The organism is Epilithonimonas hispanica, assembly GCF_003385395.1.
In the GTDB taxonomy this organism is placed as follows: domain Bacteria; phylum Bacteroidota; class Bacteroidia; order Flavobacteriales; family Weeksellaceae; genus Epilithonimonas; species Epilithonimonas hispanica.
Genome location: NZ_QNUG01000039.1, coordinates 1 through 20,874, shown reverse-complemented (window position 1 = coordinate 20,874; position 20,874 = coordinate 1). Strand labels below are relative to the sequence as shown.

Genomic DNA, 20,874 nt, shown 5'->3' with positions numbered 1-20,874 from the left:
ATAAATGAAACCAAAATTTTTGAGAAGCACCATTGCGATTGCAGCAGTCTATTTTTCAGGGAATTTGTATGCACAGCAAACTGTTGATACGTTACAAGCAGAACAGAAGATAGATGAGGTTGTAGTAATCGGTTATGGTAAAGCAAAAGCAAAAGATCTGACAGGTTCAGTATCTGTAATCAATTTAGGGAAGGCAGAAAACCAACCTGTTGCAGATATCGGGCAGGCGATACAAGGTAGAGCTTCCGGTGTTAATGTGATCACTTCCGGGGAGCCGGGTGGTAATGTTACTTTTCGTATCCGTGGAACAGGAACTATCCAAAACAACAACCCACTGATCGTAGTTGACGGGATGCCACTTAATGGTGGACTCAACCAGATCAATATGAGCGATGTAGAATCTATTAACATTCTGAAAGATGCATCATCCACAGCCATCTATGGTTCACGTGGTGCCAATGGAGTTGTTATCATTACTACAAAACGAGGCGCAAAAGGTGGAATTCTTAATTTTGATACCTTCACAGGAATCCAAAGCGTGAGTAATATGATTAAAGTTCTGGATGCATCGCAATATGCCCAGCTTAATAATGAAATGCTTACCAATGCAGGGATGTCAACCAATCCGGAATTTGCAAACCCAGCATCATTAGGAAAAGGTACAGATTGGGTAGATGCACTTTTCAGCCCAGCATTGATGTCAAATTATTCTTTGTCATATGGAGATCGTACAGAAAAAAGTAACTTATATGTTTCTACAAGTTATTTTAATCAAAAAGGTGTGGTTCTTAATACAAATTATGACAGATATATTGTTCAATTAAACGGAGATACCAAAATAAAACCCTTCTTAAAAATCGGGAATAGTGTTAAGTTACAACACGATCTCAAAAAAAGTGGATCTTATGATATCAAAAATACCATCCTTTCTTTGCCTACTAGACCTATTTACGATGCAAATGGCGGATGGGCAGGCCCGGGAAGTAATCCAATGCTTTACGGAGATATAGATAATCCGATTGGGAAAGCAACGATTGTAGAAAACTCTACAAAAGGTTACAATATACAAGGAAACGTGTATGCCGAAGCTGAAATCATAAAAGATTTGAAATTTAAATCTTTAGGTGGTATGGAAGCGAACCTTTGGTATACAAGAACTTGGTCTCCAAAATACAACTGGGGCGTAAAATCTCAGGAGAATTCTTACCTTTCAGAAGGTTCTAACAGAAGTATTACTTTGCTTTGGGATAATACCTTGACTTATGACAAAAATTTTGGTGAACATCATATCAATGCCGTTGTAGGAAGCAGTGCTCAGAATAATCAATTTAATTATCTAAGTGCATCGGTACAAAAATTCCCTAGCGAAAGTACACAGCAGATAGATAACGGTATCTTGCAACCAGTGCAACACGGGAACGCATCTGAGTGGGCAATTATGTCATACCTAGGACGTGTAAACTATAGTTTTTCAAATAAATATTATTTAACAGGAACTATACGTAGAGATGGATCTTCAAGATTTGGAGTAGATAACAGATGGGGATGGTTTCCATCAGCAGCTTTAGCTTGGAGAATTTCTAATGAAAATTTCCTTAAAGATTCTAAAACCATCAATAACTTAAAACTAAGGTTAGGTTATGGTATAACGGGAAATCAGGAGATTGGTAATTACTCATTCTCATCGTCATATAATACATATCTGTACAATTTTAATAATACTTATGTAAGTGCGGTTTTACCAACCGTTTTACCAAATCCGAACGTAAAATGGGAAGGACAAGAACAGTATAACGCCGGTTTTGACCTAGATATGTTCAACAACAGAATTAGTTTGATTGTAGATGGGTATATCAAGAACACCAATGATATGCTCGTACCAATGTCGGTACCGGTAACCTCCGGATATTCTGATGTGTATGTTCCGTCAATCAATGCTGGTAAAATCCAGAACAAAGGGATTGAAGCCACGTTATCAACCAAAAATTTTGTTGGAGAAAACTTCAAATGGTCTACAGATGTTGTCTTTTCTTATAACAAAAATAATGTAGAAAGCATCAATAGTGAGACACCGATTATCACAGCAAGTGGTGGGCTTAATAGCACCATTGGACAGATCCAAAACGGTTATCCTGTTAATATTTTCTATGGTTATGTTACGGATGGGATTTTCCAAAATCAGACCGAAGTGAATGTTCATGCAGTACAACAACCAGGAAGCAATTCTGCTACAAGTACAGCTCCTGGTGATATCAGATACAAAGATTTGAATAACGATGGTGTTATCAATGACAAAGACCGTACGATTATTGGAAATCCGAATCCAAAATTCACATTCTCACTTAACAATACTTTTACATACAAAAATTTTGATTTAACTATTTTCCTACAAGGTAGTTATGGTAACGATATCTTCAACGCCAATAGAATGTATACAGAATCTATGTCTGTAATTAATAATCAAAACGCGTCTGTACTAGGAAGATGGACAGGAGAGGGCACTAGCAACTATATGCCAAGAGCAATCTATGGAGATCCAAATCAAAACTCTAGAGTTAGTGATAGGTATATCGAAGATGGATCATACATCAAGATCAAAAATATTAATTTGAGCTACACTCTTCCTAAAGGTGCTTTTGGTCAGAATTTCAGTTTAATCAAAATATTTGTTTCTGCACAGAATCTTGTGACGTGGACCAAATATACAGGCTTCGATCCAGAAGTTCCAGTTAATGGCATAGACAACGGTACTTACCCTATTACAAGAACTGTTTCTTTGGGACTTAATGTAGGATTTTAAAAAAATAAAATAATGAAAAAGATTAAAATAGCAATATTCGCACTCATCGCACTTACCGCTGTAAATTGTAGTGACGATTTTCTTGACAAAACTCAGCCAGATACAATCAACACTAGCAACTATCCGAAAACAGGAGAAGAACTTATCACTTTAGTAAATGGAGCTTATCAGCCATTACAACGTCCTAAACTTTATAATATGAGAATGTGGACAAGCGATATCTTCGCTGGGAACAGTATTGTAGGAGCTGGAAGTGGCGATGATGGGATAGAAACCACACAACTTTCAAATTTTGTTACAAGTACGGATAACCAAGGCGTTTTAGACCTTTGGAGAGGGCCATGGCCAGGGATTTTATCTACTAATATTATCATCAAAATAGCTCCAACTTTAAATATTGACGATGCGGTCAGAAACAAATGTTTGGGAGAAGCCTATTTCCTAAGAGCGCATTATTACTTCATTTTAGTAAGATTTTTTGGTGATGTTCCTTTGGTAACAGAGCCTCAGGATGTGAACGGAGATCTTTATCCGGCAAGAGCACCAAAAGCAGATATTTATAACCTGATTGTTTCCGATTTAGAAAAAGCGATCCAGTTATTACCAACAAAACAACAGTATGGTGAGGCTGATAAAGGAAGAGCAAGCAAAGGTGCAGCAATTGGCGCATTGGCAAAAGTAAACCTAACCTTAGGAAACTGGCAAAAAGTTGTAGACCTTACCAACCAATTAGAAGGAATGGGCTATGCACTGAATGCAGATTATTCTGATAATTTTAATGTTAATACAGAAAACGGAATAGAATCCCTTTTCGAAGTTCAGTACGCTTCTGATGGTGGATACGATTTCTGGAGCAATGAAAATCAGGCTTCTTGGACCAGTACATTTATGGGACCTCGTGGTGCAAATTTTGTTGGCGGAGGCTGGGGCTGGAATCAGCCAACGCAAGAATTTGTTGACAGTTACGAAGCTGGAGACAAAAGAAAAGACAAAACTGTTTTCTATCAAGGTTGTCCGGATTATGATGGCAAAGAGTACAAAGCAAGCTATTCCCTCACAGGATATAATGTAAGAAAATTCCTTGTGCCTTTATCTGCATTCCCGTCTTACGACAACAGTCCGCTTAACTTCCCAATCATGCGTTATTCGGAAGTGTTGTTGATGAAAGCCGAAGCGCTTAATGAGCTGGGACAGACTTCGCTGGCATTGGTTCCCATCAACGCTGTGAGAACAAGAGCTGGATTGACAAATCTAACTTCCGGACTTTCACAAGCCGCATTCCGTGGCAAAGTATTACACGAGAGAAGGATGGAGTTGGCTTTCGAGGGACAAAGATGGTTTGACCTTGTACGTACAAACAACGGACAATATGGTTTAGACTTCTTACATTCAATTGGGAAAACCAACGCTACTACCAAGCATTTGCTTCTTCCGATTCCTCAGATAGAAAGAGACAGAAATCCTAATCTTACACAAAATCCTGGCTATTAATAAAAAGATTATCCTGAATTATGAAAACAAAATCTAACATAAAAAATTGGAGCAAAAAGTTATTTTGGATTGTTCCTCTTATGTTCCTTGGCATTTTTGCCTGTCGGGAAGAGCTGGCTTCAGAAGAGTTTGAACTCAGCGAATTGTCTGTGAAGACTTCGGAAATCAGTGAGTTGCTGCCGTCAATGTATAATTCAAAATTCAATTTTAGCTGGACTCCGGCTAACAATCATGGCACAAGCTCAGCAATTTCTTACAAATTGGAAATTGATAAAAAAGAAAATAATTTTTCTAATCCACAGTCTTATGATATAGGGAAAAACATCTACTCTCATGATATCGTGATCAGCGATCTTAATACTTTGCTTATTGATGTTTACGGAGCAAATCCAGGAACAGATATCGCAATGCAGGCTAGAGTGACTGCTACATTTGCAGATGCTTCGGTACAGTCTCAGTCTGCAGTTGTAGATTTTACACTTAAACCGTTTAAACCATTTACCAATACCTTATACATTGTTGGTGATGCATCTCCGAATGGCTGGGATATTACAAAAGCTACTGCACTTACAAAAAGTACAAGTAACCCAGCAGAGTTTGTTTATTATGGACAGTTGAAAGCTGGAAACTTCAAGTTTGCTACCACTCAGGAGAGTTGCTGGTGTCAAGATTTCTATACCAAAGATGCTAATGATGAGACCAAAATGGTTTACAACGTCGGCGGAAGCGGTGCAGATTTACAATGGACTGTTGATAACGCAAGTTTATACAGAGTTACTGTAAACGTACTGACGTTAAGCATCAAAATAGAACAAATGAATGGTCCTCAGTTCAGTGATATTTGGATTGTAGGTGACGCATCGCCAAGTGGTTGGGATGTTGATAACCCTGTTGCTTTAAAACAGGATACAAGTAATCCATTTATTTTCACTTTAGAATGTTCTCTTAAAGAAGGAAACTTCAAATTCTTAACGGGTACAAAAGGAGAGTGGTGCGGAGAATGGTATCGTCCGCTGGTAGACAATCAGGATCTTATTGCAACGGGAGTAGCTCAAAATTCCGGCTGTACCGTCGACAATAAATGGAAAGTCACTGCTGCAGCTGCAGGAAGATATCTAATTACACTTAACACAGCAAACAATACCATAAAATTTGAACCTATTAATGTATATATAATCGGAGATGCTACTCCAAATGGATGGAATATGGGTACACTCACACCAATGCAGAAAAACGGAAGCGTTTACACTTGGACAGGTAACCTTACTGCTGGTTCTTTCAAATTTACCAAATTCAATACCACTTGGTGTGATGGGACAGAATTGGTTGGTGTAGTTGCAGATCAAAGCATTTCTAATACAAGTTTCCAAGAGAGAGTAAAATGTGCCGGCGGTGATGCAACAGATTTTAAATGGAAGGTGACAGCTGCGCAAGCTGGTAACCACACTATTACACTTAATCTGGATACCAATACACTAAGCATTCAATAACTTTTTTTCATATCAATTAATCGCACGGCAATTTTTGCCGTGTGATTTTTAAGATATTATGATACCTCTGATTTTTTTTTAAAATTGGAAGTGTCTCGGGAGATTATTGCTCAAAAAAAATAAATTAAAAAATTAAAAGTAAAATGAAAGTTACACAACAACTTTTTCTTTTCATCGGACTGCTTTTTTCTTCAATACTGTTTGCTGGCGAGATCACCTCGTTTACAAAAAAAAGGAATGAAGTCACTTTTAATTGCAAAGACGGTTCAAAATTATCATTAACAATCAACAGCAGTTCTGTTGTGAAAGTTTGGTTTGACCAGTCGGGCAAATTCTCACGTCAGAATCCTTCTTTCGCCGTCGTTAATGAAAAATTGGAAAATATCGGCGATATATCAGTGAATGAAGAACCTTCTGCCTACGAGATCTTTACCTCAAAACTAAGAATCCGTGTCAACAAAAATCCGATGCAACTCCAGATTTTCGACAAATATCAGAAACTGGTTTTTAGCGATTATAACGACAAAGGAAATGTCCCAAACGGGAAAGGTGTAAAGTCCTACAAAAACCTAAGAAGTGATGAGCAGTTTTTTGGCTTGGGCGAGAAAACCGGAACACTTAACAGAAGAGGGAAAAATTATAAAATGTGGAACAGCGACAAACCTTGTTACTCTACCACAGAAGACCCGATTGCCAAGAGTATTCCGTTTTTTATGAGCAGTTATAATTACGGGATTTTCCTGGATAATACCTATAAAAGCGAATTCAAATTCGGGACAGAATCAGATGATTATTACTCCTTCGAAGCTCCTAATGGCGCATTTGTCTATTATTTTATTTTCGGAAAAGATTATAAGGATATCCAGAAACAATATATTACGCTAACGGGAAAACCGATAATGCCTCCAAAATGGGCACTTGGTTTTGCACAAAGCCGTGGCTTGTACACCAGAGAAGATCAGGCGCTGGAAGTGGCAGCAGAATTCCGTAAACGCAGGATTCCTATTGATATTATTTATCAGGACATCGGCTGGACGCAGAATCTTCAGGATTTCGACTGGCGAAAAGGCAATTACAAAGATCCAAAAGGAATGCTGAAAAAATTGAAATCAAATGGTTTCAAAATGATTGTTTCGCAAGATCCTGTGATTTCAAAAAAAGACAACAAACAGTATCTGGAAGCCAATAAGTTAGGTTATTTTGTAAAAGATGTCCGTACTGATAAAGCTTACGAAATGCCGTGGCCTTGGGGCGGAAACTGTGGTGTTGTAGATTTTACACTTCCCGCAGTGGCAGATTGGTGGGGCAAATATCAGCAAAAACCAATTGATGACGGCATCAGCGGTTTTTGGACAGATATGGGCGAACCGGCCTGGAGCAATGAAGAAGATACCGACCGACTGAATATGAAGCACCATCTTGGGATGCACGATGAGATCCACAATGTTTTTGGATTGACTTGGGACAAAGTGGTAAAAGAACAGTTTGATAAAAGAAATCCCAACAAGCGAATTTTCCAGATGACACGTTCGGCATATGCCGGTTTGCAACGTTACACATTTGGTTGGACCAATGACAGCGGAAACGGCAATGACGTTCTGGATGGTTGGTCACAAATGGAAAATCAGGTTGCCGTTGGTATTTCTGCAGGTTTGGGTGGTATCCCATTTTGGACAACCGATATATCTGGCTATTGCGGCGATATTACAGATTATCCGGCAATGGCAGAACTCTACACAAGATGGATGCAGTTTGGCGTGTTTTGTCCGCTTAGCCGTGCGCACCACGAGGGAGATAATGCGGTAGAACCTTGGATGTTTGGCGAAGTGGCAGAGAAAAATACCAAAGCCGCCATCGAGTTAAAATACCAACTGTTCCCTTATTTATACACCTATTCCAGAAAAGCACACGACACCGGCTTGCCGATTACCAGAGGTCTTTTTATGGAATATCCTAAAGATTTAGAAGCCGCAAAAATTGACAATCAGTTTATGTTTGGTGAGGAGATTCTTGTGGCGCCTGTTCTCAAAAAAGGCGAACGTGTAAAACGAGTTTATTTCCCGGATGGCGAATGGATTGATTTTAATGATAAAAAAACCGAATATCTGGGTGGTGAAAAATTACCTTACAAAGCACCGCTCAATACCATCCCTATTTTTGTGAAGAAAGGATCAATCGTTCCGATGATGCCCATTATGCAATACATTGGTGAAAAGAAAGATTATCCTATAATATTCCATATTTTTCCCAATTATGAAGATGAAAAAGCAAGTTTTACACTGTACGAAGACGAGGGCGAAAATCTGGATTATCTGAAAGATATTTTTTCGTTAACGCATATAATCTGTTCGACTGTTGCAAATGGATTTAACATCGATATTTCACCTGAAGATAAAGGTTTTCATCAATCCGATAAAAGAAATTTTGTATTGAGCATCCTTACGGATAAAAAGCCAACTTCGGTTTCCATCAACGGAAATGCAGTAACATGGGTTCCTACAGAAAAATTGAATACAGAGACTGATTTCTCACAACAATGGAGCTGGGATGAAAATGGGAAAAAATTGCTGGTGAAAATACCAGATCAAAGAAAAAAAATAAATATTAAAATAAATAATTAATAGAAAATGAAGAAATTATTATTGCTTATTGCATTAAGTTTTGTAAGCCTTGTTTTTGCACAACAGCTCCAATCTCCAGACGGAAAATTTGTGATGAATTTTTCTATTCAGAATGGTGGTTTCCCTACCTATCAACTCAATTATAAGGGTAAAGAAATCATTAAACCGAGTAAATTGGGCTTTGAGCTGAAAACCAAAGATACACCTGCAAATGATGCTCGTAATTTTTTGAACAACAATTTTGCAATCACTGGTTCAGAAACAGCCAAGTTTGATGAAACTTGGACGCCAGTTTGGGGTGAAACAAAAACCATCCGCAACAATTACAACGAGATTTTGATTCACCTAAAACAAAGCGGAACAGACCGCTTGGTAGATGTTCGTTTCCGTTTGTTTGATGACGGATTGGGTTTCCGTTACGAGTTTCCTCAACAAAAAAATCTGGTTTACTTTACCATAAAAGAAGAGAAAACACAGTTTGCGATGACGGGCGACCACACAGCTTACTGGATTCCCGGCGATTATGATACGCAGGAGTACAACTATACAACATCAAAATTGTCAGAAGTCAGAGGGCTGATGGCAAAATCTTATGAAAAAGGAAATGTTTCTCAGACTTCTTTTTCGCCAACAGCTGTTCAGACTTCTTTGATGCTGAAAACCAAAGACGGTGTTTACATCAATCTTCACGAGGCTGCTTTGATCGATTATTCTTGTATGCACCTTAATTTGGATGACAAAAACTTTGTTTTCGAATCTTGGTTAACGCCGGATTCTCATGGAGACAAAGGTAAAATGCAGGCACCACGCCACACACCGTGGAGAACCATTATCGTAAGCGATGATGCAAGAAATATTTTGGCTTCCAAATTGACTTATAACCTGAATGATCCAAGCAAAATTGAAAACACATCTTGGATCAAACCAACCAAATATGTAGGTGTTTGGTGGGAGATGATTTCCGGGAAAAGCAGCTGGGCTTATACCGATGAATATCCGTCTGTGCAATTAGGCGTTACCGATTATTCCAAAGCAAAACCAAACGGAAAACACGGCGCCAACAATGGCAATGTAAGACGATATATCGATTTTGCGGCGAAAAACGGTTTTGATGCCGTCTTGGTGGAAGGCTGGAACATCGGTTGGGAAGACTGGTTCGGAAACGATAAAGATTACGTTTTTGATTTCGTAACACCTTATCCGGATTTCGATATCAAAGCTTTGAACAATTATGCACATTCCAAAGGCATTAAACTGATTATGCACCACGAGACTTCCGGATCTATCAGAAATTACGAACGCCATATGGATGCAGCATACAAACTGATGAACAAATACGGTTACGATGCGGTGAAAAGTGGTTATGTAGGAAACATCCTGCCTGTAGGCGAAACGCATTACAGCCAATGGACCAACAACCATTACCAGTATGCAATAGAAAAAGCGGCAGATTATAAAATTATGGTTAATGCTCACGAAGCGGTTCGTCCAACTGGTATCGCCAGAACTTATCCAAACCTTATTGGAAATGAATCTGCAAGAGGTACAGAATACCAAGCGTTTGGTAACGACAGAAACAATCCAAACCACACAGCTATTTTGCCTTTCACAAGATTAATTGGTGGACCAATGGATTATACACCTGGGATTTTCCAGATGGATGTAACCAATGGTTCCCACGTTAATGCGACGATTGCCAACCAATTGGCTTTGTATGTAACAATGTACAGCCCATTGCAGATGGCAGCGGATTTCCCTGAGAATTATGAGAAATTCCCGGATGCTTTCCAGTTTATCAAAGATGTGGCGGTAGATTGGGATGATAGCAAATATCTGGAAGCTGAGCCGGGACAATATATTACCGTTGCAAGAAAAGCAAAAGGCACAGACAAATGGTTTGTAGGAAATGTTTCTGGTTACAAGCCTTTCAAATCAAAAATTTCTTTTGATTTCTTGGATAAAGGCAAACAATACATTGCAACGATTTATTCTGATGCAAAAGATGCTGATTATCTTAAAAATACACAGGCTTACAGCATCCGAAAAGTGGTGGTAACTAGCAAATCAAAATTAGAGCAACTTTCTGTTCCTGGCGGAGGTTATGCCATCAGTATTATTCCGGTAAAAGATAAAGCGGAACTGAAAGGTTTAGAAACCCTATAACAAAAACTATGAAAACTCATTTTTAACATACAAATTATGAAAACAAAAATTCTTTTTTTCGTTTTCCTGTTTGTAAATGCAGGATTCTCGTTGGTACAGTTGCCATCAACTTTGTATATTGTCGGAAATGCTACACCAATTGGCTGGCATATAGAAAAGGCTTTGGCTTTGGAAACCGTTTCCAGCGGTGTTTACAAATATTCCGGACCATTGTTTGCAGGGGCTTATAAGTTTGCGAATAATCAGAACTCTTGTTGGTGTTAGGATTTTTATGTGAAAGACCCTAATGATGCGGCCAAAGTTCTGAAAAATGGAGCAGACAATCAGTGGTCTGTAAGCGCACTAGCGCAGTTTGATGTTACAGTAAATCTTAACACGATGAGCATTAATGTGCAGCAAACCTCAACTACAGCTTCCTACAAAAATTTCTGGATTATCGGTGATGCTACTCCAGGAGGCTGGAGTATGGATAGTGTTATTGATCAGAAGTTTACCCAAAATCCAAACAATTCTTCGGAATATTATTATCAGGGAAGTTTCAGTGCCGGCGAATTTAAAATCTTTATGGGAGCTTTCAATGATTTTAATGGTAGTTTCTATATGCCATTATCTAATCATCAAAGTTTTTCAAATACTGCTGCGCAGATTGTAACGGGTGGTGCTGTAGATTACAAGTGGCAAATCATGTCATCTGGTAATTATACGGTTTTTGTAAATCCGACAGCCAACAAGGTTACGATAACTCCAGGATTGATTCTTGCTGTAAATAATATAAAAGGAAAAGTTTTATCCGTTTACCCGAATCCTTCTAGTGGGAGAATTTTCATACAATCTCCAACTGGTTTCGACAACAGTCGCGCGGATATTTTCAATTTTGATGGTAAGAAAATCATCAGTTCCACTATTATAAATAATCAAATTGACACAACTGCTTTGAAAACTGGAACATATATCTTGAAAATTGACAGTAATAGTGACAGTTATTCTGCAAAAATTATTGTTAAGTAATAATTTTTTTCCATATAGAAAATTTAATTATTTATGAGATAAAAGTGGAGGCTTGCCTCCACTTTTTTTGAATGTAATATAAGATATAATCTTTGAAATATTATAAAATGTTAACGAGATACTATGAAATAATTGAATCGCTAGAAGGGAAAATTTCTGATCTTAATTTAGAAATAGACAATCCTATTGTTTTATCCGAAGAAAGCATAAAGCTGGTGCTAAAAAGCTTATCTGCATTAAGGGATTTTGTGCTTCAAAGAACATTCAAAAACGAACAGTAGGAAATTTTGTTTTTCAAAGAGCTGAAACCACAGATACTTTCAAAGCTCATTTATCATAATTGCGTGTTGAAAATTGAAACAAAAAAACCAAACGGAGGAGAAAAGATTATCTGGAAATATTATGAGAGCCAATTAGCTAAACTCAAATTTATTTTGAACACAATCTGGACTTCTATAAATATTACAGGACAGGAAGCAGTTATTTAGACCAGTATTATTTTGTTCGGGGTAAATATGACATAAAACTAAATTTAGAGACTTATTTTTTTTGAATCCGATCATTCTTTTAATACTTCATATGATTATAAAGTAGCAAAAATCATTACCAATGACCAATTACAGGTTTATCTGGAAAATGAATTAGCGGAACTCTATAAAAAATATACCGATAACAATTCACAACACATTCACAACTTGGCTCTGAAATGGACAGCTCCTAAAGTTTCATTAATAGAATTGATGTATGCGCTCCATTCCGAAGGGGTATTAAACAACTGAACAGCTGATTTAAAAGATATTGCAGAATGTTTTGAAATAATATTTGCAATTGATTTGGGGACAATATCGCAGAACATTTTTAGAAATTAGAGGGAGATTAGAAATACTAATTCTGAATCTAGTTCTACTTCTGGGATTCCGGGGAGTAAACTGATTGCTAATCCAGTAATAACCAAGAATATGGGATAGGCTATTTTCATTTTTTGGCAACCATTACCATCATGAAAACTGAAAACAACATGGCTAGTATCAATAATAAATTATGATGCATCTGTGTAAGATTTGTAGTGAATTAAGTTGTAAAAATATCATTCTATATATTAAAATCATATATATCTAATCAATTAATTTAAATAAATAATTTAGTGGAAATTATTTTGGATTAAAGCTTTAATTATTAATAGGTTTATAAAAGATTTATGACAATAAGCCTTAATTTTAAACCTTTAATTTTTTAAAGTCAAATTGTAACAAATTCGATTTTAAAACTACAAATAGAACAAATATTTTTATCAAGAAATGAAAAAGATCTCTATTACAGCATTAATGTTGGCTTCTTTTGTAAGTAATATTTCTGCTCAGTCTAAGCAACAAGCTTTGGAGCTTAATTATATGGATACTTCTGTTCGTCCTCAGGATGATTTTTATAACTATGTCAATGGAACTTGGATGAAAACTGCCAAGATTCCTGCAGACAAACCAAGCTGGGGTTCTTTCACTCAGTTGAGAGAAACTACAGACAACAATTCTCTTGGGCTTTTAGATAGCATTCTGAAAGAAAAATACGAAAACGGTTCCGAAGGGCAGAAGATACAAGCGCTTTATCAGACTTATATGGATATGAATAAGCGTAATGCAGATGGTCTTAATCCTATAAAAGGTGATCTTGCTAAGATTGACGCAATTAAGAATCTTGCAGATCTTCAAAAGTATCTTATAGATGCTACCAAAAGAGGAGATAATTCTTTATACGCTTGGGGTGTAGATGGCGATCTTAAAAACTCTAAGATGAACGCAGTTTACCTTGGTGATGCGTCTTTGGGACTTGGTAGAGATTATTACCAGAAAGAATCTCCTAAGAATGCAGAAACTATCGAGGAATACAAAAAATATGTAGCTCAGGTTCTTACAGAGGTTGGTTACAAAAATGCTGATGCTGTAGCGGCTCAAATTATAGCTTTTGAAAAGCAAATCGCATCAACATTATTGACAAACGAGCAGATCCGCGATTCTAATTTACAATACAATCCTAAAACTTTACCAGAACTAAAAGCATTGGTGAAGAATGTTGATCTTCCAAAATATCTCGCAGCGGTAGGTGTGAAGACAGATAAAGTAATCATTGGGGAACTAGGTTATTATAAAAAACTGGATACTTTCCTTACAGAAAAGAATATCCCATTGCTAAAGGATTATTTGAAGTATAATTTAGTTTCAGGAAGTGCCGGTTATCTGGATCAGAAGCTGGATGATATGAGATTCAACTTCTACAGCAAGTATCTACAAGGTCAGCAAGAGCAGAGAGCGCTTAACAAGAGAGCACTTGGTTTGATTAATGGTGTTGTTGGGGAAGCTTTTGGAAAGGTTTATGTTGATAAATATTTCACACCAGAAGCTAAGGCTCAGATGTTGACTTATGTAGATTACCTTAAGAAAAGCTTTGCTGTTCACATTAACGGATTGACTTGGATGTCTCCGGTAACTAAGGCTAAGGCATTAGAAAAACTAAATAAATTCACAGTTAAGATTGCTTATCCAGATACTTGGAAAGATTATTCTAAACTGACACTGAAATCTGAGAAAGATGGCGGAACACTTTACGCTAATCTTCAAAATGTTTCTAGTTGGCAATATGCTAAAGAATTAGAAAAAATAGGAAAGCCAGTGGATAAAGCAGAATGGGGGATGTCTCCACAGACTGTGAATGCTTATTACAATCCGGTGAATAACGAGATTGTTTTCCCAGCGGCAATCTTACAGCCTCCTTTCTTTAATCCTAATGCAGATGCAGCAGTTAACTTCGGTGGGATAGGAGCTGTAATTGGTCACGAGATGACGCATGGTTTTGATGATAGTGGTGCTCAGTTTGACGGTGATGGAAACCTAAAAGATTGGTGGACTGCAGAGGATAAAGCCAACTTCGAGAAAGCTACCAAAAGCTTAGCAGCTCAGTACGATACTTACGAACCAGTAAAAGATGTACACGTGAATGGAACTTTCACCAATGGTGAGAATATTGCCGATCTTGGTGGGGTTAATATCGCTTATGATGCATTGCAAATGTACCTGAAAGATAAAGGGAACCCAGGTAAAATAGATGGCTATTCTCCAGATCAAAGGTTCTTCCTAAGCTGGGCTACCGTTTGGAGAACTTTGTCCACAGAAAAATATTTAAGCAACCAAGTGAAGACCGATCCGCACTCTCCAGGTTTCTTCAGAAGTTTTGGACCTTTGGTGAACACCGAGGCTTTCTACAAAGCCTTTGATGTGAAGCAAGGCGACAAGCTTTACAAAAAACCAGAAGAAAGAGTGAAAATCTGGTAAAATCAGAATCAGAATAAAATGACAAAGTCCTGTGAATTTCACAGGGCTTTTTGTTTGATTGTATAAGACTAAAATCCTGCAAATAGAGAGCTTGCAATTGTTTGATAATGGTAAGATTAACCTGAGTTCGGGATAAGAGAAATTTTAAAATTCAATAGAAATGGGCTTTAGCCCATTTAATACTAAAAGAAAATCTTACTAATTGTCAAAAAGTAGTCTCCAAATGCAAGGGATAACATGTCCGTATATGTTGAGCAAGATGTCCGTATATGTTTATTAATATGTCCGTATATGTTGAGCAAGATGTCTGTATATGTTTTACTAAGTGTTTTCACAATGGTTATAAACAGCCACCACCTCGATAAAAATTTATCGAAGTGGTGGTTTTGAAAAGGATTTTTTTTAGTTGGTATGGGTTTTTATTTTCGGTATTTTTCGTATTTCAAATTTCTCAACATATCTTGTAGATCCTGTCCTGGTCGAAAAATGATTTTACTACTTTTTATCGCAGAAGAGTTTACTTTCTCTGCTGTTTCCAAGCCTTCACTAGACAAGGTAATGCGAAAGCTTCCAAAGTCGTCCAATTTCACAATTTTACCATCATTCAAATGACGTGCAATAGATTTGATTAAATCATTCAAAACAGCTAAGACATCCGTATCCGAAACGGTAGTAGAGCCTCCTGCTATTTCTTTGGCAATAGCTTTTAGATTGATTTCGCCATCTGCTTTGGCGCTTGCATAGAATTTTGGTGTTGCGTTTTTGTTTAGTGGATTCTTACGTTCCACCACATTGTATTTTACTGGCATAATGATTTGGTTTTAATATTGATTAATAAAATAAAGTTTGAATGATTAAATTAATTTTTTTTCTAACACAAATGCATATTATGCAGAATAATTTTTATTTCGATTGATATTTTTAAGGTGCTGTTTTATAATGGTATTATGATGCCTTATTTCTTATCTATATAGGTTTATGATTGTCGATTTTCTAGTTTCAGAAAGCATCTGGTTTCTTGTTTTGCCACGAAATCCGAGATCTGTTTTCTGTACTGGAGGATTTTTAAAATTTTATTGCATGATGTTATGGTTTTAAAGAATGACAGACAAGGTTAAATAAGCCTAAGTTTCAATAATTTAAATAATAAAAAACCCACTCAAACGAGTGGGCGTGTAAAGATATATATTCTTCATTTTAAAAAGGGTCTGCTGGGATACCTGGACCAATGCCGGTTGGGTCGTAAATTGGATCAATGTATCTTATCTTAATCGTTACGAATTTATATGGAGGGATGCAAAGTAATGCATTTGTATATATCTCATAAGATTTTATAAAATAAATCTTTCCATTATCTCTTCTTTTAATTTTGTTAATTTCTTTTGTAAATGCTTGTAATATCTTATTGGTATTTTCATCTGAGATGTAAGGATTGCCACCAAAAGCACTTCCGTCATTATTAGTTTCACCAATTGTAAATGTTTCTACCATATCTTGGGAGGTGGTATTATAATCAATAGCACCACCATAATATATTTTAAAACTTCTCTGCGGGGTGCTTTTTCCCTTTGGTAATAGTATTCCTAAAAAATGCGAAAGATCAACGCATTGTCTTCCGTTTTGTAAACAATTAGAATATCCTGATCCATCCCAAAAACTTACATTGTAATTAAGTTTTAAGGCTATGTTTGGGTCTAATGTTAGTTGGCTTCCGTTGCTATTACCACACTTTAATTCTCCCTCTGTAAGGGATAGTGAAGCGGGGGCAGATTCACTATTTTTGTTGCTGAAATTTGTTTGTTCAGTTTTTTTATTGCTAACCGCAGAAACTATTTCTTCTCTACAAGAGGTGGTTAAAAAAAACAAAATGAAAAGTAAAATGAATTTTTTCATAATATTATAAATTTATTAAAATAATACAAATGTGATTAGTTTTTTTTCTTTTTATAAAAGCATATTGACATTAAAAATGGATAACTCCTATGAATAATAAAAAACCGCCTCGTTTTATAACGAAGCGGTCTTGATATTTATAATTATTTTTTGATTGCTTTGAATGATTTTACAGTTCCGTCTTCCATTTGTAGGTTAACGATGTACAAGCCAGCTTTCAAGTTAGAAAGATTAAGTTCTGCAGAAGGAGCAAGAGTTTTAACTTGTCTTCCAGAGATATCATTTACAGATACAGATTTAACACCTTTCACATCAGAGATCTTAAGAACGTCTGTGAATGGGTTAGGGAATACAGAGATACTAGATTTGTTTACATCAGAAACAGCTAGTGCATCTTTGTAATCTATGATATAATCTTCTGCCTGACCGTTGATCATATTAGAACAACCTGTTGTTAAAGCTGTGTGAAGAGTAGTTGCCGCTGGTGATTGGAAGTTGTATTTAATTCTCATAAATTTCTTTCCAATAGAAGTTCCAGCAGGGATTGTGATATTGCCAGTTAATGTAACTGGGTTATCGGTCACAGCGCCTTTATAAAGTCTAGTTGCAAAAGTGTTGAAGTATGCTTCTCCCGCATCGTCAAAATCTCCATCGTTGTTCCAGTCAACAAAAACAGAAGTAGCCCATCCGTTTAAAGCATTGCCATTGGTTCCTCCTAATACGGTGAAAGGAACGCTTTGTGTATCATTTGAAACAGTGAACTCTGTTGTTGTGAAGTCTTGGTGAACTGGGAAAGCACCGATTCCTGTTGCAGTTGGGTCAGAAGTGTTAGTAACACCAGCAAAGGTTACAGATTTAATTGGCGCAATAGCATTAGGAGCTGTAGAAGTCAGTGGTCCGCAATGTTCAACAGTTGAGTTTGTTGAGAAAGAGATTTCGGTACAACCAGTTGCGTCGCCTACTAGATTGCTAGGAACTACTTTTGTATAGTAAGTTGTGCCAGGGGTCAATCCAACATTAGTCGTAGTTTCTGCCACAGTTTCGTTGAATACATCAGATCCACCAGGAGTTGTTCCTACGGTTACTTTGTAGTTAACAGCGTTTGCAGCAGTGTTCCAGGTTAATGCATAGGTACCAGCGGCTACAACAGCACCGTTTGTAAGATCTGTAAAGGTAGTACAAGATGGTGCGGTTGCAACAGATTCTTGTGCAATAGAGATGTTATCGATATAGATGTTTCCACCAACGTTTCCTGTTTTTTTTACAAACCAAGCACCAATACCATAAACACTACCTGGTTGTAACGCTCCTGCAGGAATAGTTGCAGTAAGAGTTTGGCAATCTGTTATAGCAGCTGCTGTTAAAGGGGTTCCTGCGCTAACGTTAACAATACTCCAATTATTTTCTACCTCGTTATAAGCCATGTAAGAAACATATAAGGTACCTGTAACTTCTGCGGCTTTTTTATAATTAATGCTTACGTCAACTTTTTGACCATTGTTTACTTGGCCTTCGTCTTCTAGTGTAAGGAGTTGTACCATCCATCCTGTTTGAGATGTAGTGGCACCAATTGATAACTGTCCACCAAAACTTCCACCACAAGCTGCATCTTCTGTTATAGTACCAGTCCCAAACTGGCCATATTGACCAATGTTTGTCTCTTCTTCAAAATCCCCAACATGATTAATCTGGGCATTTGCTCCAAAACTTAATGCCATTAGGCAAGGAAATAGAATTTTTTTCATAATATTAAAAATTTATTAAAACTGATACGAATATAGATTTTTTTTTCTTTTAATAAAAGATTATTAACATTAAAAATAGTATACTCATATGAATAATAAAAAAAACCGCTTCGTTTTATAACGAAGCGGCCTTTATATTTATAATTCCTAAGAATTATTTTTTAATGGCTTTGAAAGATTTTACACTTCCGTCTTCCATTTTAAGATTTACAATGTATAATCCAGCATTAAGGTTAGAAAGATTAAGTTCTGCAGATGGTGCAAGAGATTTAACTTCTCTTCCAGAAATATCATTCACAGATATTGATTTAACACCTTTGATATCAGAGATTTTTAGAACATCTGCAAAAGGGTTTGGATAAACAGAGATGTTATCTTTGTTGACATCGGAAACAGCCATTGTTGGGCTAATAACATTGATGGTGTAATCTTCTGCTTGTCCATAACCTGCAGTTCCTGTTGTAGCAGTAGCAGTAGCTCCGCTAGAATAACAAGGGCTTAAGTAGAATGAGGTTGCTGATCCATAATTTTTCTTGATTCTCATTCTTGTATTGCCTAAAGTAGCTCCAGCAGGAACAGCAATACTTCCAGTAACTGTCTTACCATCCGCTCCCGTAGAGTTTGTTAGCGTAAGCGCTGTGTCCGTTGTACCAAAATAAGTTTCATCTGCATCTAAGAAATCTCCATCTTGATTCCAGTCGATAAATGCTATAAATTTATTGCTGTAATTACCTCCAGTATATCCTTCAAAAGTGATGTCATATGCCTTTCCTTGCTCAACAGTCGCTACTTTGTCGATAAAGTTTTCATGAGCAGGAGACGTTGTAGCTGCAGATGATGTATTAGTCAAATCATTTAGCTTAACAGATGTGATTGGCTCTCTGCCACTACTATAAGTTAAGTTACCAGAACAGTAAGGTGCAAATGTATCAATTGCGATAAGTGAATTGATTGCACAACCTGTTGCTGTTCCATCAGCATTTACTGGGACAATTTGCCAGTAGAATGTTCCAGCTGTTACATTGGTAATGTTAACGGCTGTGTTTGTTGTATTTCCTAATTTTGTTAATGTAGTGGAGCTTGTTCCCCAATAAACATCATAGCTAGTGGCTGCTCCTCCTGTTGTAGGAGCTGACCAAGACAAAGGAACTGTTCCAATATTTACGCTTGCTCCGTCTGCTGGTGAGAAGTTGCTAGCACATCCTGGAGGGGTTGCCACTTTTGTTGTAAATGAGAATACAGAACATCCAGTTGCAGAGCCTATTGAGTTTTTAGGAACAACGCTCCAATAATAATTGGTTTCTGAGGCTAATGACGTTGTTAACGTATAACTTGTGCTGCTAGAATTGCCTACCAAAGTAGTAGGCGTAGTGTTGGTGTCTAAATAAATATCATAAGAATCCGCTCCTGTAGATGCTGCCCAAGTAAGTACTGTTCCTGAGGTAGCTACTCCGGTAGCTGCGTTAGCTGGTGTTGTCATTGTTGTACAGCTAGGAGCAGTAGTTTCAGGAGCTTTTACAACAACGTCATCAATAGAGATGTAGTCCATGTCTGTAACATCGTGGTGTCTAAAAGCAACATAGATGGTTTGGCCTGCCAAACTACTTACGTCAAGGGTTCTGCTGTATTGGGTTCCAGCATTGGCAGGATCATCATAGGTTTCTGAGAATTGAACCGTTGAAGCTTCTAAAGAAGCTATGTCGCTTGCTGTGCCTACGTAAACAGTGTAGTGCTCGTTGTCCCAAGATGCATTAGCGCATTTTACTTTCCAATTCAACGAAAGAGAGCCAGTAGCGCTACTTAAATCAATAGCTGGTGAAATAATCCAGTTGTCTGGCGTTAGAGCATTTACCTGCCATGATCTAGAAATAAGCGAGACAGGTGTGGTTGGGTTGCCGGCTGAATCTGGGACAAAAAACATATCTGCCCAGTTTTTTCCATCGCCATCGGAGTCAATGGTTGTCCAATCGGAAACATCTTCATCCTCGAAGTCATCCGAAAAATAAGTTTGAGCGTTTGCGCTAATTCCTAATGCAAGTAAGCAAGGGAGTAAAAATTTCTTCATAATTAATAATTGATTTAATTGTAAAACAAATCTAATAATAATTTTTAATTGTTTTGGATGTGTTTGTGTTTTTTTTAAAAATAAAAAAGCTATATAGTGTTTTTATGTTAAGTATTTGTGTTTTATTCGAGTTATTTAATAAAAAGAATCCGTCTCACAACAAAATTTGAGGCGGATTTTTTTGTTATAAAAGTTTTTCAATATTTTAAGAAAAAGTGAAAAGTTGTCCTCTTCAGGCAACTTTCTTTCTTAAATTGTGTGCTAAAGCGTGTAAT

At 37.0% G+C, this 20,874-nt stretch carries 13 protein-coding genes and 1 pseudogene; 10 read left to right on the top strand and 4 right to left on the bottom strand.

The annotated features are described in order from the left end of the window. Positions 1–4 precede the first annotated feature (4 nt). The 10 genes and pseudogenes from DRF58_RS14650 (at position 5) to DRF58_RS14600 (ending at position 14,896) form a co-directional block, all read left to right on the top strand. On the top strand, positions 5–2,800 hold the full coding sequence (locus tag DRF58_RS14650; RefSeq protein WP_116036501.1) for a SusC/RagA family TonB-linked outer membrane protein: 2,796 nt from the start codon (positions 5–7) through the stop codon (positions 2,798–2,800). Positions 2,801–2,812: 12 nt separating this feature from the next. Continuing rightward, complete coding sequence (locus DRF58_RS14645) at positions 2,813–4,291, top strand: RagB/SusD family nutrient uptake outer membrane protein (RefSeq protein ID WP_116036499.1); 1,479 nt, start codon at positions 2,813–2,815, stop codon at positions 4,289–4,291. A 20-nt stretch (positions 4,292–4,311) separates the two neighbouring features. Further along, positions 4,312–5,781, top strand: a complete 1,470-nt coding sequence (locus tag DRF58_RS14640) for a SusF/SusE family outer membrane protein (protein WP_116036497.1) — start codon at positions 4,312–4,314, stop codon at positions 5,779–5,781. 143 nt (positions 5,782–5,924) lie between these two features. Then, complete coding sequence (locus DRF58_RS14635; RefSeq protein WP_116036496.1) at positions 5,925–8,402, top strand: glycoside hydrolase family 31 protein; 2,478 nt, start codon at positions 5,925–5,927, stop codon at positions 8,400–8,402. A 6-nt stretch (positions 8,403–8,408) separates the two neighbouring features. Continuing rightward, positions 8,409–10,565, top strand: coding sequence for a glycoside hydrolase family 97 protein (locus DRF58_RS14630; RefSeq protein ID WP_116036494.1), 2,157 nt, complete (start codon positions 8,409–8,411; stop codon positions 10,563–10,565). Between the two features lie 36 nt (positions 10,566–10,601). Beyond that, a complete protein-coding gene (locus tag DRF58_RS14625) occupies positions 10,602–10,829 on the top strand; it encodes a SusF/SusE family outer membrane protein (RefSeq protein WP_116036492.1) in 228 nt (75 codons plus the stop codon). A 9-nt stretch (positions 10,830–10,838) separates the two neighbouring features. Then, positions 10,839–11,573 (top strand): T9SS type A sorting domain-containing protein, encoded by a 735-nt coding sequence (locus tag DRF58_RS14620; RefSeq protein WP_116036491.1) that lies wholly within the window; start codon positions 10,839–10,841, stop codon positions 11,571–11,573. A 344-nt stretch (positions 11,574–11,917) separates the two neighbouring features. Beyond that, positions 11,918–12,126: pseudogene (locus DRF58_RS19175) on the top strand (RteC domain-containing protein). Continuing rightward, positions 12,116–12,352, top strand: a complete 237-nt coding sequence (locus tag DRF58_RS19170; RefSeq protein ID WP_116036487.1) for an RteC domain-containing protein — start codon at positions 12,116–12,118, stop codon at positions 12,350–12,352. The pseudogene DRF58_RS19175 and the gene DRF58_RS19170 overlap by 11 nt, the downstream one beginning before the upstream one ends. Before the next feature lie 519 nt (positions 12,353–12,871). Then, positions 12,872–14,896, top strand: coding sequence for a M13 family metallopeptidase (locus tag DRF58_RS14600; RefSeq protein ID WP_116036486.1), 2,025 nt, complete (start codon positions 12,872–12,874; stop codon positions 14,894–14,896). A 419-nt stretch (positions 14,897–15,315) separates the two neighbouring features. Here DRF58_RS14600 and DRF58_RS14595 read toward each other — a convergent pair whose 3' ends face one another. From DRF58_RS14595 to DRF58_RS14580, 4 genes are all read right to left on the bottom strand, one after another. Beyond that, the gene (locus DRF58_RS14595; RefSeq protein ID WP_116036484.1) at positions 15,316–15,705 is read right to left on the bottom strand and encodes an HU family DNA-binding protein; all 390 of its coding nucleotides are present in this window, start codon (positions 15,703–15,705) and stop codon (positions 15,316–15,318) included. 388 nt (positions 15,706–16,093) lie between these two features. Further along, complete coding sequence (locus DRF58_RS14590) at positions 16,094–16,789, bottom strand: hypothetical protein (RefSeq protein ID WP_116036482.1); 696 nt, start codon at positions 16,787–16,789, stop codon at positions 16,094–16,096. A 143-nt stretch (positions 16,790–16,932) separates the two neighbouring features. After that, positions 16,933–18,534, bottom strand: a complete 1,602-nt coding sequence (locus DRF58_RS14585; RefSeq protein WP_116036481.1) for a GEVED domain-containing protein — start codon at positions 18,532–18,534, stop codon at positions 16,933–16,935. A gap of 154 nt (positions 18,535–18,688) precedes the next feature. Next, complete coding sequence (locus tag DRF58_RS14580) at positions 18,689–20,599, bottom strand: T9SS-dependent choice-of-anchor J family protein (protein WP_116036479.1); 1,911 nt, start codon at positions 20,597–20,599, stop codon at positions 18,689–18,691. Between the last annotated feature and the right edge of the window lie 275 nt (positions 20,600–20,874).

Coding starts and splice junctions, on each gene's coding strand:
- DRF58_RS14590 (WP_116036482.1), bottom strand. CDS start 16,789: ATGAAAAAATTCATTTTACTTTTCATTTTGTTTTTTTTAACCACCTCT.
- DRF58_RS14630 (WP_116036494.1), top strand. CDS start 8,409: ATGAAGAAATTATTATTGCTTATTGCATTAAGTTTTGTAAGCCTTGTT.
- DRF58_RS14650 (WP_116036501.1), top strand. CDS start 5: ATGAAACCAAAATTTTTGAGAAGCACCATTGCGATTGCAGCAGTCTAT.
- DRF58_RS14580 (WP_116036479.1), bottom strand. CDS start 20,599: ATGAAGAAATTTTTACTCCCTTGCTTACTTGCATTAGGAATTAGCGCA.
- DRF58_RS14635 (WP_116036496.1), top strand. CDS start 5,925: ATGAAAGTTACACAACAACTTTTTCTTTTCATCGGACTGCTTTTTTCT.
- DRF58_RS14600 (WP_116036486.1), top strand. CDS start 12,872: ATGAAAAAGATCTCTATTACAGCATTAATGTTGGCTTCTTTTGTAAGT.
- DRF58_RS14585 (WP_116036481.1), bottom strand. CDS start 18,534: ATGAAAAAAATTCTATTTCCTTGCCTAATGGCATTAAGTTTTGGAGCA.
- DRF58_RS14595 (WP_116036484.1), bottom strand. CDS start 15,705: ATGCCAGTAAAATACAATGTGGTGGAACGTAAGAATCCACTAAACAAA.
- DRF58_RS14625 (WP_116036492.1), top strand. CDS start 10,602: ATGAAAACAAAAATTCTTTTTTTCGTTTTCCTGTTTGTAAATGCAGGA.
- DRF58_RS14645 (WP_116036499.1), top strand. CDS start 2,813: ATGAAAAAGATTAAAATAGCAATATTCGCACTCATCGCACTTACCGCT.
- DRF58_RS14640 (WP_116036497.1), top strand. CDS start 4,312: ATGAAAACAAAATCTAACATAAAAAATTGGAGCAAAAAGTTATTTTGG.